This window comes from Microcystis sp. LE19-84.1B (assembly GCF_027531875.1).
GTDB lineage: Bacteria > Cyanobacteriota > Cyanobacteriia > Cyanobacteriales > Microcystaceae > Microcystis > Microcystis panniformis.
Genome location: NZ_JAPZSR010000123.1, coordinates 1 through 13,282 on the forward strand (window position 1 = coordinate 1; position 13,282 = coordinate 13,282).

Sequence of the window (13,282 nt, forward strand, 5' to 3'; positions counted from 1 at the left end):
AGCTAGGGGACTTTATAAAATGGGAACAAATCAGTTGTTAAATGCCGATGTCAATGGGTCATTTAACATCATTAGAAAAGTAATTCCTGATGTCATTGACCAGGGAATAAAGGGTTTGCCGTTTAATCCTGTAGTGCTTGACCCACTTGTTAGTGAGCCGGTCGAACTACGAATGACTAAGCTTTCAGGCTTTTAAGTAAGTTTGAGTAAGTTTAGTTGAGCGGTTTGCCTTTAATTGAACGTTACCTCATGTCTCAAGGAGAAGATGGCCACAGTGTCGAGGGTTTAACTGCTCAAGATATAGGTTGGGATTTTTAAGGGGAAACTCTCTTTTAAAATTGGGGTTTACTTTTGATTTTATTACCCAATCCAGGCTTTTGGGGGGTTGGGGGAAGTCCCTGAGTCTCAAATTAAATTAATCAAGGTTGAATAAATGCCAGAAAAAGCGACATTTTTTAAGGGATTACAGATATAAAAATATCATTTTAATTTCTATAAGTCATACAAAAATTTAGGTTAAGATGACCTCCGAGGATGAATTAATATAATTTTTGACGCTTTCTAGTAAAAGTTGATACAAAAAATGAGGTGTTTTTTGATTGGCTAATTCCAGACTATTCTGATAAATTTTAACAGCAGATTCATCATTAATCATTCGATAGTGAATGATTTTTGTCCATTCTGGTGCAGTTATCATTAATTGAGGAATCACTTCAATAAAAGCTTGTATTTGTTGTTGGGGTTCAAAATCTTCTAAAAAATGCACTAAACTAAACATAATTTCAGGATGTTCACAGTTATCATCTAGGATAAGATGTAAGTCTTTTAAATGTTTATCATCAGGATATTTGGTAAGTTTTTCTAATGTTTCCTCAAATAAGTTAATTTCTTGGGATGTTTTCATTAAGCGATTCTCTTGTAGGATTTTTATTAAATCCATGAGGTTGTTGCTCCTTAATCAAAAAAGGTTGACCAGGTAGTTTTATTAAGTTGAATTAGTTCTTGTAATCCCTTTCTAATATCTGCATTATATAATCCTTGACCTAGATAAATTGAGCGAATATCCCAAACTTCTTGTGCTAAGGTTTGTCGAGGGGAAAGGGTTAAGTCTGGACTTTTACCATAAGATAAGGTTTGACGATGACGACCTCCTTTTCCGGGGGATAAGTGTTCCATCATGATAGCAATTCCTTGATTAGTTGTGTAACCTTTGATTTTCGCTTTCATATACGCATTGGATGGTAGATGATGAGGGGTTAAGTTATCTCCTCTACGACCTAATTTTAACAAGTCGCCGTATGTCCCGACTTTTCCTTCTCCTGTCAGTAGTTTAAATTGAGTGATGTTGTCTCCTTATGATTATTTTAGGCCATAGGTTTATCATAGGTGAATAAAAATCTTATCGCTCTTCTATCTCGGAAAATCCCTGTCAACACATAAGTGCTGAAACTCTTATTTTATAAGCGAGCGCTCGCCTATTTTCTAACAACAACTCGAAAATTTAGTTTCTGTTAGTTATTGATCACCCGAAAGCTTGCTCCGAAAGAAAGCTAGAATTTAGACACGATCAGAGCTTTTTCCTGATAATTAAGCTTTAATGACCCATTTTCCTCTTTTCCCCCAACTCCAGTGCTTCCCAACCCAAAAAAGTAAGGCAGGCCTTAGCCTACCTTAAAACAAAGCGAGGTTGATCAACTTTGGGGATGCCGATGCGGATGCAGCGGATGGAATTGGTCTATTACCATATATTGTCGATTATAGCAAGGGTTTTGCTGGTTGCCTAGATTCAAATAAAAAATAATTCAAAGCTTGACCATAGATTTTAATCTATACATTGAACCACAAGAACTATCTCCTGTCAAATTTTCAAGGGACAGCTTTAGATCGGGTTTATGGTAGGGGCGCAATGCTTGCGCTCAAAATGTGTTATGGATATTTCTACAAAACTGAGATGCACTCCCTTCCCTCAACTGTCCGGGAGAATTGTGCTGTAAGATAAGTGGGTGGGTGGAATTAAATATAAGATGAACGTAGGTTGGGTTGAAGCATGAAACCCAACGCCTGATTATGTTATGCTACCGCTAACCCATCCTACAAATAATTTTGCCTCCCTACTTATCTTCAGTTTCAATTGTTTAGGCTCGCAATCCTAGATGAGAATAAATTTCGGTAGCTTTTGCGGCAATAGATCAATAATCTGAGGAAATTATCGGTTAATTATATGAATTCTGCTAAAATTATCGCTATTATCACGGGAGCGATTTCGATTTTAATCGCCGTTGCCTATTTAATCCTAGTTCAGATTCTTGACTTTCGTAGCGAGATGATTCCCGCTCCCCTAGAAGTTATTTTTCCTGGATGATAAAAATCGGGGTTGAAAAATTTTCAACCCCGAAAAAAAGCAATTTTTGAGCGGATTAACCCACTGGTTGTAATACTAAATCCGGTTATTAAAAACTGATTATTTATTGCCTATTGCCTGTAAAGTGGAGGGTTGCATCAAAAGAGTTGCTCTGGCCTTATTGCCGGGGTCGTCTTTGCCAAGCAACAACTAATTTAATTTCCTCATAACTATAATTATCTCCCAGATTTTCTTTGAGAGTTTTCAGGGATTGATCACCCACTTTTTTAATCGCTAAACGAATATATTCCTGTTTATTTTTAGAGACTAACTGATTAATATCAATTTCGTAACCCGCTTCCAGCAATTTAGCTAAATGTTCATAGATTGTTGAGACTTTTAAGCTTCTTTTGCGAGCGATTTCTTCCGCATTCAAACCATCTTGATAGTATTGGAGAGTGAGGAATTGAGTAGAGGGAAGACTATCCTGACAAAAATCATTAATTGCCGCTATAAATATATCACCATACTGCTGCACTTTGCTTTGTACTACTCCAGAAATTTGACGAAACTCCCCTAAACTCCGGGGTTTTGATTGGGCCATCAAACGCAGACTAGAATCATGGAAAATAACGTAGGGAGGAACCCCTTGACTATCGGCAATTTTTTTCCGCAGTTGTCGCAAGCGCTCGAATAATAAATCACTTTCCAGCGTATTGGGATTGTCGTCTCCCAAGATTTGACCGTTAGCTTTTTGGGGGACGGCAATAAACACGGAACGTTGTTTCCGCATCACTTCCCAACTGTTTTGATTAAGTTTCAAGATTCTAAAATTGTCTTCAGTTTCTACCAGTAGATTTTGCTGGACAAGGGAACGACTTAAACGTTTCCACTCCCCGACAGTTTTATCTTTACCGATGCCATAAGTAGATAATAAATGATGTTGATATTGGGTGATTCTTTCACCTTTTCCTCCCCTCAGCACGTTGATTATGTGCATCATACCGAATTTTTGTCCCGTCCGCGCCACACAGGATAAAAATTTTTGTGCCTCGATTGTCCAATCCTCGGAATTGTTACCATTCCGACAGTTATCACAGTTACCACAGTTACCTGAAAAACTTTCGCCAAAGTAGCCTAGTACACTCGATCTTCTGCATTCAGTCCCTTCGGCATAATCTAACACCTGTCGCAATTGTTGACGAGCTTTCTGTTGTTCATTTTGCTCGGTTTTTTGGTTAATAAAATACTCAATTTTTCTGGCATCGGCAAAGCTAAAAAAGAGGGTACATTTAGCCGGTTCTCCGTCCCTACCGGCGCGGCCCGATTCTTGATAATATCCCTCTAAATTGCGGGGTAAATCATAATGAACGACAAAGCGCACATCTGGTTTATTAATCCCCATACCGAAGGCAATTGTTGCCACCATAATCTGCACATCATCCCGAATAAAACGGGTTTGATTTTCGCTTCTTTCCCGATCATCCATACCGGCGTGATAGGGTAGGGCATCAATACCATCTTTTTGTAACTGTTCGGCAACTTTATCGACGGTTTTCCGGCTGATACAGTAAACTATTCCTGATCCTTTTTGTCCTTTAATATATTGATACAATTGCTGATAAGATTTACTGGTTTTAGGTTGAACTTCATAATAAAGATTAGGACGATTAAAACTAGCAATATGAATGGAAGTATCTCGCAATCCTAATTGTTGAATAATATCTTCCCTAACCTGTTGGGTAGCGGTGGCAGTTAAAGCCAGAATTGGCACGGATGGAAAGCGTTGACGAACTTGTTTAATTTGTCGATATTCAGGGCGAAAATCATGACCCCAATCGGAGACACAGTGAGCTTCATCTACCGCTAAACAGGCTAAACCGAGGTAATTATCAATAACAGCTAAAAAATCTAAAAAACTAGGCGATAATAATCTTTCTGGCGCGACATATAACAGTTTAATTTTTCCTTGCAGGATTAAAGATTCTCTTTCTCTGACTTGTTTAGCATTTAAAGTGCTATTGAGAAATGTTGCCCCGATGCCATTATCAGCTAAAGCAGTTACTTGATCCTGCATTAAAGCAATTAGGGGAGAAACCACCACCGTCACCCCTTTTTTGATTAAAGCAGGTAGCTGAAAACAGAGAGATTTACCGCCTCCGGTGGGCATAATTACTAATAAATCCTGATTATTTAAAGCAGCCTCAATTATTTGGCGTTGATTCGGTCGAAATTGATCGTAGCCAAAGTGATATTTTAAGACTTTTTCTAAAGAGTCAATTGCAGCCATTGAGCAAGGGGAAAGATATTTTTATAGTAGTTATTTTAAGGTTAGGGATTTAAGTAGTCAGTGATCGGTAATCAGTAAAAAGAAAGCTGATAGCCAAAACAACTGACCCTAGGATTGTCTCACCTGATCGGGAACACCAACAAAGGAGAGATTGGCTAATTTTTTCAGATTTTGACAGCGCAATAACTCGTTAAAATTGAGACTCGATCGCCCTTCAATTTCAGCTATAGTCTCAATAGCCGATAATAAGCTTTTAGCGGCCTCGGTTTCCGTGTAACCGCGTCTAACGGCCACTTTTAGGGCTGCTTCATCCGCATCTAATTCCCGTTGGGGGCTGCGTTTTTCCCGCCAAATCCGGTTAATTGCCAAGGCAGTTAAACCCCCCGCTACTGCCATACCGACGGCATCGGTTTGCAGGGTTTCCACGGTTAAACCGATCATACCAGCCAGGGCAATTACTCGATCGAGATCGGGTTTAAACCATTTTACCGCCGTTAAAACACAGACGGCCCTTAACAAGACTAAATCCCGTTGGGGTCTTGATAATTGCCGCCAGAGGTCAAAATTAATTGGAATCGGTCTGACTCCTCTTTGCCAGGGCAGGGGAAAATTAGTTTCGATTACCTTGCTGCTTTCGGGTTTGCTGACAATGCGGGTCATCATCCGTCCCGAAGCAGGCATGAGGTCTAGTAAATGACTAATCTCGTTGTCTTGGTTCATCGATCGCCGGCCAATAGTCTTCGATCATTGAGTATAATCGCTTTCTGAGTTAATATCTCTTTTCCGACAATTTTCTCAACGAAACCGTGCGAGTCCCTACCGTTCGGCTTTGAGGGGTTCGATGCCCCGAAAATCGCCAATAAATTCTTGCATCTTCCTCAAAATCCTCATGTTTTGATTATTAATGAGGGGATGAAACCAGTCCTGACCAGATCTTGCCAACTCCAAGTAAAACCCGAACCGCTTGTGACTACGTTAACGGGAAGGTGAAGCCGAACCTGATGAACGAACTGGCGATACAGTCGCTACGAACTCAACCCAACAAAAAGGACTTGTAGGTTGGGTTGACGTCAGGAAACCCAACTATAGTACGCTTGGATTGAGCCAAGGAAACCCCACAAAAGGTCAGGAGAAGCGAGCGCCGATTCCGACGGATTTAGGTGTTGGCTGTTGGGTTTCGCTTTCCTCTAAAATTGAGAGGTTTTCTTTAACCCATTGATTCGCTCAACCCAACCTACGGACTACGGACTGGCTAAGGACTGGCTCAAAACCAGAGCCGGTAAGCAGGTGCAGAGCAGAAGAAGTTAAGAACATTCCCCGCAATAATGGCCAGCAGGGGCCGGAGAAATAAGGCGGGGAATGCCTGCTTGAGCTAGAGCGCCTGGAACAGCACTTTGGTGTCGGAGAGGGTGGGGGTGAGAGTTCCGGTCAACGTGACAATCGCCAACGGACTGAAGGTTGATCCCGCAGAGCCATCGGCATCGTAGGAGAGTACCCCGCCGCTGTAGGTGAGGTAACCGCCAGCAATTGCACCGGTGTAGGTTGTGGTTCCCAAAGCCCCGCTACCCAAGGCTGTGAAGGCGCTGGCACCGGTTATATCGAACACGATGGTGTCGTTGAAACCGGTGATCACATCCTGCTGGTCGTAGATGCTCAGAAACCGGAAGGTGTCGCCGCCGCCACCGGTGAGGGAATCGTTGCCGAACCCGCCGACGATGGTGTCAATACCATTACCACCATTGATGGTATCATTGCCAGATCCGCCGTAGATCAGATCAAAGCCGCCGAGTCCGATGATGTTGTCGTTGCCGGTGCCGCCGCTGATAATGTCGGCGCCGGTGCCGCCGTTGATGGTGTCATTGCCGTCGCCGCCATTGATGGTGTCGTTGCCGTCGATGCCGCTAAGGTTGTCGTTACCATTTGATCCGGTGATGAAATCCGCGCCAAGTGTACCTGAGCCAATCACACTGTCGCCTCCAGACGGCCCATCATTCGGGTCAGGACCGCCGCCCACGGTCAGGGCGATGTTGGCCGAATTGGCAACACCCTGGTTGCCAAGGATATCGAAATAGTCGTTGGACACCGCCACTGTTCCCGTTGGCGACTGGAAGTCAGTCGCGGTGAAGGCGGCGGTGTAGCTGCTGCCGCTGCCAGTGAAGTTGCTCAACACCCCGTTGGCTAGGGTGACATTACTGGCCGTGAAACTTACGGCTTCGCTGAACTGGAAGGTAACTGTAGTGCTAAAGTTCTGGCCAGTGAGCGGTGAGTTGTCGAAGGTGATGCCCACGGTCGGATTAAGTGTATCAATCGTCACCGTATCCGTACCCGCTCCACCATTGTTACCGACAAGATCACTGTAGCTATCGGCTGCCACGGACACCGAGCCAATGGTTTCCACCCCATCGTCGGCCGTGAAGATGGCCGTATAGCTGTTGCCATCCACTTGGGTGAAGTCGCTCAGGGTTCCGCCGCTGATGTTCACATCACTGTCGGCAAAACCGGTGACATCTTCGCTGAATTCAAAGGTAACGAGAGAACTGTTAGTTCCGTCGTTCAAGGAAGCATCAACGATATCGACTGCAAGGGTCGGATTTTTGGTATCAATCGTCACCGTATCCGAGCCGGCTCCACCATTGTTACCTGCCGCGTCACTGTAGCTATCGGCTGCCACGGACACCGAGCCAATGGTTTCCACCCCATCATCGGCCGTGAAGATGGCCGTATAGCTGTTGCCATCCACCTGGGTGAAGTCGCTCAGGGTTCCGCCGCTGACGCTCACATCACCGTCGGCAAAACCGGTGACATCTTCGCTGAACTCAAAGGTAACGAGAGAACTGTTAGTTCCATCGTTCAAGGAAGCATCAACGATATCGACCGTCACTGTGGGTGGGGTATTGTCGTAGGGAACGAAAACAAATTGTCCATCTACCGCCTTGATACCGTCGGTGCCGTTGACGCTTGTGGCTCTGACACCAAGGGTGACAACACCCCCCGCCAACAGCGCTTCGATCTCTACCCCTTGATCCTTGCTGTAGCTGTAAGTGTAGGTATTACCCGCAGTAAGAAGACTGCTGCCATTATGCTCCGTTCCCGTTAACCCCGTATCGGAAATCTTGTCGTATCCATCCCAGACAATACCAGTCCCATTCATATTGAGACTGTTATCCTTTGATAACAACTTGATAGCGCCATCCGCGTTGCTATCGCCATTAGACCACCACAACGCATTGAGGTCCATCGACCCGTTCTTCATATCAACAGTCCATTGATTTGTGACCGTGTTGTAAGAAGCGGTGAACCAGAGGGCCTGGTTAGTGTTGCCATATTCCCAGGTGTAAGTGCCTTCTTGCAATGCCATGATAAAGACTCCTAATTAACAATTCCATAAATACGGCCGATTCAGGCTCAGTCTGATATATCTTCTAAGTGGAAATGCTTATCCAATAAGGAGTTATAGGTGCCACACGCGTAGAGGAACCGCCGTATCTAAATGGTAACAGATTATGTAGCGTATGTAACCATTCAGGGGGGCTACGGACTCAACCCAACAAAAAGGACTTGTAGTTTGGGTTGACGTAAGGAAACCCAACTATAGTACGCTTGGATTGACCCAAGGAAACCCCACAAAAGGTCATGAGAAGCGAGCGCCGATTCCGACGGATTTAGGTGTTGGCTTGGAGGAACTCTGGCAAAAATCTTACAGTCTCTCAACTCTGGCTCTCTTATGGGGTAAGCCTTCAAGCGAGTGCTAACTAACAGAAACCCGAAATTTGAGTTTTTATTAGAAAAAAAGTTAGCGTTCCCTTGTCAAGCAAGGGTTTCAGAACCTAGATTCGGTCAGGGATTTCCGAAAGTCCCAGAAGAGCGTTAATACTGCACACTTAAAACTCGCATCTGATAACTGATAACTGATAACTGATAACTGATAACTGATAACTGCTATAACCCCCCCCAAACTAATCGGGCTGCCCAAAAGGGAATTAACAAAAATAAAGCAATAAAATCAGCCCATCTTAACTGTAATTGGTGCCAGCGTACTTGATGCTGATTGGGACTGGTAAAACCGCGAACCTCCATAGCGATCGCTATTTGTTCGGCGCGTAAAAGCAAATTATCTAGTAATTTTTCCACTACTGTTAACCAGACGTTTAAACTCTTTTTAATCCCTAATTTTTGCCAATCGATCGCCCTAGTTCGCACTGCCCTAGCTAGATTTTGCACTTCTTCTAAAACCAGGGGAATAAAGCGCAAAGAGAGGGTCAGAGTCAGAGAAATTTCCGTCACCGGCACATTAAATCGCCGTAAAGGACTGATTAAATTCTCTAAACCTTCGGTAATTTCTTCTGGGGCCGTCGTCAATAAAAAGAGATTAGTGCTATAAATTAAAGTAAAAATTAGGGTACTAATTCTCACTGCTAATTCCAAAGAACGTCGGGTAACAAATAAACGACCTCTATCCCATAAAACATACTGATAATCACTTGCTGGCGGTAAATTCAGCCCTTCCTCTGGTAAACGCGGCTGAATACTGACCGCTAAACCATCGGGAGTGATGGCAGTAATCAGAAAGACGATAATCGCTAAAAATATCAGCCAGCCCATCTGTTGCCGCCAGACGCGGGGGGGAATAGGTGCAAGCAGGGTTAACAACATTAATAATCCCACCAAAGCTAAACGCCACCAAGCATTAGCTAATAAAGGTGCTGCTAAAAACACCATTAACCAGATAAATTTTACCCTGGCATCTAGTTGATGTAGTCGGGTGATCGGTTGATCGAGATAAAGACCGATGGGCAAACTTCGCAATAAATCCATAAATTAGACCTTGGTGGCTCTATTAACCGTTTTTTCCACTTCTCGCGCCGGTTTGCCGCGCCAGATTAAGCGGATCGGGGTTCCTTTAAAGCCTAACTGTTGTCGGAATTGCCCTTCGATGTAACGGCGATAGTTATCATTAAAGCGCTGGGGATCGTTAACGAAAAGGGCGATCGTGGGGGGTTGACTCGATACTTGCGTGCCATAGTATAGTTTCCCCTGTTTTCCGCCCCTGGTGGTGGGGGGATTGTGCCATTTAACCGCATCTTCGATCACATCGTTGATTACCGAGGTACTGACGCGACGACGGTGAGATTCGGCGGCAATATCGACTAATTCGAGGATTTTGGTGACTCTTTGCCCCGTCATAGCACTGACAAAGATCATTTCTGCCCAATCCATGAAATACAGCCGATCTTGGAGCATTTTGGTGTAAGTATTGATGGTATAGGTGTCTTTCTCCACCGCATCCCATTTATTGACCACTAGCACCACCGCACGCCCTTCTTCAATGATTCGCCCCGCTAATTTTAAATCCTGTTCGGTGACACCATCTAGCACATCGATGACGAATAGCACCACGTCAGACCGGCGAATTGCCTTAAAAGCACGGTTAATACTGAAAAATTCGGCTCCATAGTCCACATTCTTCTTACGGCGAATGCCAGCGGTGTCAATTAACCGATACACCTGTCCTTCTCGTTCAATTAAAGTATCGATCGAGTCTCTGGTGGTTCCCGAAATCGGACTAACGATCGCCCGTTGTTGTCCAGTTAAAGCATTGAGGAGACTGGATTTACCCACGTTAGGACGACCGATAATTGCCACTTTAATTTCTTCATTTTCGGGAATTGCCGCCCCGGGTGGCAAATATTTAATCAGGGCATCTAGTAGTTCTCCTGTACCGGAGCCGTGAATGGCCGAGATGGGGAAGGGTTCACCGATGGCTAATTCCCAGAATTCCGTCGCTTGCAGGATACCCTGTTCCACCGATTCACATTTATTGACGGCCAAAAGTATCGGGACATTTTGCTGTCGTAACCAAGCGGCAATTTCTCGATCGCCGGCGGTAATTCCTGCCTGGCCATCGACGACAAAAATCGCCACACTTGCCTCTGCTAGGGCGATTAAAGCCTGTTCGCGGATTAAAGGGAGAAATTCGCTGTCATCGTTAAAAACTAGCCCCCCTGTATCGACAATTTGAAAATCTCGATCGCACCAGAAAGCTGGTTGATAGGTGCGATCTCTGGTAATCCCGGGTTGGTCGAAAACGATCGCCTGTTGATCTCCAGCGATACGATTGACGAGGGTGGATTTGCCCACATTGGGACGACCGATAATAGCGACGACAGGCAGTTTCATAAGAGGAGGAGGGGACGGAAATTTAAGACCCAATATTCTATCATAGCGATTTGCGATCGACCTTGGTTGATTGATCGTGTTTCTCATCGCCAGGAAGGGCGGAAATACCTGAAATAACCGCCTAGGCAGGTCTTTAGTCTCTTGTCCGCAGCCAAGGGTCAATCCCAACCAACCTGATAACTGCTGAGAAGGGAGAAAAAAGCTGACGGCTAAAATAACTGATCACTGCCTTTTTCTAGGATTGAGAATCAGAATTTACATCTGTCTTCACTTCGGGGATAATATCGGGTCTTTGGGCATCTTCCCAACCGACCGGGCGTTTAGAATTGTACCAAGCGATCGAACCGATGGTGACAGCAGCGAGAAAACCGACCACATAAACTGCCACAAAATAAACGGGGAATTTGCCACTGGCCACTTCTAGGAGTAAATACATAATTTTTTCACGATTAAGCTTTTAATTTGTATATCTTAACAGAATCGGACCCCTCATCCCTATTCTAGATCGCTACCGGTCCACCAACCAGAAGGCAGCCAAATACCGCCATGGATAGCTATTTTTGCCGGTGTCATCATATATCCCCAGGCTTCGCCGATCAATTCTCGCTCTAGATTATAAATAGGAATTCTGCGACGCTGATACTCGTTTTCTTCTGCAGCTCTGCCGGGTTGATAATCTTCCAAAGCATCCAAAAGCCCTATATCATAATCTGCGTTAAAAGTCAATAAAATTCCCTTCACCCAGCCCTCGCCCTCGGTCAGTCCGGGATAACCGAGGGCGGTAAGATGGTATAAATGCCCCTTTGTGTAGGCGGTTTTAGAGTTGATCACTTTTCCTGCACAGTAGGCAGAATAGTTACTCTCTTTAGGTTTCAGGGTTCCATAAACAAAAACTTCCATCATCGATCCAATTGTGCTGCTACTCCTCCTAATAGGATATCGCCAACAAATTGACTGGCTAAAAGTTCGTGGGGAAAACCCAGGGAAATGGCACTAATATTATCGAGTCGTTGCAGCTGTTCCCCAGTCAGGTTAAAATCCACACAGGCTAAATTATCCTGCAATTGGGACAATTTTCGAGCGCCAATGATGGGAATTACGGAGTTAGGGCGATTTCTGAGCCAATTTAACGCCACTTGTGCCGGTGATTTCCCGATTTCTCTGGCTATCTCTAGGACAGTCTCGGCAATTTTTAAATCGCGATCAAAAATTTGAAAAGGTTGGTCGGTCATGCTTAAACGACCATCGACGGGGTTGGGTTGATTATATTTTCCCGTTAAAACGCCTCCTCCCAGGGGACTCCAAGCTGTCACCCCGATATTTAATGCTTTGGCCATGGGCAATAATTCCCGTTCGGGGGTGCGTTCCTTGAGAGAATATTCTATTTGTAGTCCGATAAAGGGTGTCCATCCCCGTAGGGTGGCCAGGGTGTTTGCTTGGGAGACAATCCAAGCAGGACTGTCAGAAATGCCGATATAAAGGACTTTTCCCATCCTGACCAAATCATCGAAAGCGCGCAGCACTTCTTCAATAGGAGTAAGAGAGTCCCAAAGATGAAGCCAGAGTAAATCAATGTAATCAGTACCTAAACGCTTTAAACTAGCTTCTACCGCCTGAAAGAGGTTTTTTCGATGATTTCCGCAGGCATTGACATCGCCGGGACGGGTGTTGAGAGAATATTTCGTGGCGATTACCCATTTTTCTCGATCGCCCTTGACAAATTCCCCCACTAATGTTTCACTGGTTCCGTTAGTGTAGATATTAGCCGTATCGAGAAAATTGCCGCCCGCTTCCGCAAAAGCCTGAAAAACCGTCCGACTTTCCTCTTTATCGGACCCCCAACCCCAATCTTCCCCGAATGTCATCGTTCCTAGACATAGTTCGGAAACTCGCAGACCACTATTACCTAAAAGTTTGTAACGCATAATTAACTAAAATTTTGAATAATGAAGTTAATTATAATTGAATTTGATTAACAATTTTTCGACAATACTTAGTCTTTTTTGTCAAGTACATTTGATACAATTTTGAGCAGCTAACGGCGGACGGGAAGGGTAACAACCTCTACCGGGGCGATCTCTTTCTTAATCAACATCAAACATAGCATCTAAATCTCTATATCTACTAACTACCCTTGGGATTTCAATTCCGTTTTCAAGAGGTAAATAAAAGATCAGATAATCTTCCCTGTTGGATTTTTTCTGGTAAAATTCTAGCAGCTTGCCGATTTTTCCCCGCCAAGTAACTAGGGTTTGCTGAATAAATCTAAAAACCTTGTTGGCTAAGACTTTTAGACTTTTTTCCCTCAAAAAGTGCCAACCCTTGTAGTGATCCTATCCATTAGTCAGATCTTTCTTAACAAAAAGAGAAGAAACTTAAAAAAAGGGGAAACGATTGATAGGTATAGTTTTGAAAGAAGGAATCAAGGTGGAGGTAAGCAAAAAAATGGAGAAATGGGCAGCCCAAGAATTACA

At 44.2% G+C, this 13,282-nt stretch carries 11 protein-coding genes and 1 pseudogene; 2 read left to right on the forward strand and 10 right to left on the reverse strand.

Going from position 1 to position 13,282, the window contains the following annotated elements:
* Positions 1-196 (forward strand): annotated as a pseudogene (locus tag O9324_RS07160) (RNA-guided endonuclease TnpB family protein); the annotation flags it as partial.
* A 315-nt stretch (positions 197-511) separates the two neighbouring features.
* Here O9324_RS07160 and O9324_RS07165 read toward each other — a convergent pair.
* Both O9324_RS07165 and O9324_RS07170 read right to left on the reverse strand, forming a co-directional pair.
* On the reverse strand, positions 512-940 hold the full coding sequence (locus tag O9324_RS07165; protein WP_288139833.1) for an Imm30 family immunity protein: 429 nt from the start codon (positions 938-940) through the stop codon (positions 512-514).
* A gap of 14 nt (positions 941-954) precedes the next feature.
* Positions 955-1,227 (reverse strand): hypothetical protein, encoded by a 273-nt coding sequence (locus tag O9324_RS07170; RefSeq protein WP_002760442.1) that lies wholly within the window; start codon positions 1,225-1,227, stop codon positions 955-957.
* A 994-nt stretch (positions 1,228-2,221) separates the two neighbouring features.
* Between O9324_RS07170 and O9324_RS07175 the strand changes: the two genes are divergently transcribed.
* Positions 2,222-2,362, forward strand: coding sequence for a hypothetical protein (locus tag O9324_RS07175; protein WP_002760440.1), 141 nt, complete (start codon positions 2,222-2,224; stop codon positions 2,360-2,362).
* A gap of 157 nt (positions 2,363-2,519) precedes the next feature.
* On the opposite strand, the gene recQ is transcribed toward O9324_RS07175, so the two are convergent.
* The 8 genes from recQ to O9324_RS07215 form a co-directional block, all read right to left on the reverse strand.
* Positions 2,520-4,631 carry a DNA helicase RecQ gene (gene recQ, locus O9324_RS07180; protein WP_002766075.1) on the reverse strand — a complete coding sequence of 704 codons (2,112 nt, stop codon included), beginning with the start codon at positions 4,629-4,631 and terminating at the stop codon, positions 2,520-2,522.
* 108 nt (positions 4,632-4,739) lie between these two features.
* The gene (locus O9324_RS07185) at positions 4,740-5,351 is read right to left on the reverse strand and encodes a DUF3318 domain-containing protein (protein ID WP_158199998.1); all 612 of its coding nucleotides are present in this window, start codon (positions 5,349-5,351) and stop codon (positions 4,740-4,742) included.
* A gap of 652 nt (positions 5,352-6,003) precedes the next feature.
* Positions 6,004-7,989, reverse strand: coding sequence for an Ig-like domain-containing protein (locus O9324_RS07190; RefSeq protein WP_002786560.1), 1,986 nt, complete (start codon positions 7,987-7,989; stop codon positions 6,004-6,006).
* A 581-nt stretch (positions 7,990-8,570) separates the two neighbouring features.
* Positions 8,571-9,446 (reverse strand): energy-coupling factor transporter transmembrane component T family protein, encoded by an 876-nt coding sequence (locus O9324_RS07195; protein WP_288139834.1) that lies wholly within the window; start codon positions 9,444-9,446, stop codon positions 8,571-8,573.
* Between the two features lie 3 nt (positions 9,447-9,449).
* Positions 9,450-10,808 carry a ribosome biogenesis GTPase Der gene (gene der, locus O9324_RS07200; RefSeq protein WP_002766078.1) on the reverse strand — a complete coding sequence of 453 codons (1,359 nt, stop codon included), beginning with the start codon at positions 10,806-10,808 and terminating at the stop codon, positions 9,450-9,452.
* A gap of 235 nt (positions 10,809-11,043) precedes the next feature.
* Positions 11,044-11,244: a photosystem II assembly protein Psb35 gene (psb35, locus tag O9324_RS07205; protein WP_002766079.1), complete on the reverse strand. Its 201-nt coding sequence runs from the start codon at positions 11,242-11,244 to the stop codon at positions 11,044-11,046.
* Positions 11,245-11,303: 59 nt separating this feature from the next.
* Positions 11,304-11,711, reverse strand: a complete 408-nt coding sequence (locus tag O9324_RS07210) for a gamma-glutamylcyclotransferase family protein (RefSeq protein WP_288139835.1) — start codon at positions 11,709-11,711, stop codon at positions 11,304-11,306.
* A complete protein-coding gene (locus tag O9324_RS07215; RefSeq protein WP_288139836.1) occupies positions 11,708-12,733 on the reverse strand; it encodes an aldo/keto reductase in 1,026 nt (341 codons plus the stop codon). The genes O9324_RS07210 and O9324_RS07215 overlap by 4 nt, the downstream gene beginning before the upstream one ends.
* Positions 12,734-13,282 lie beyond the last annotated feature (549 nt).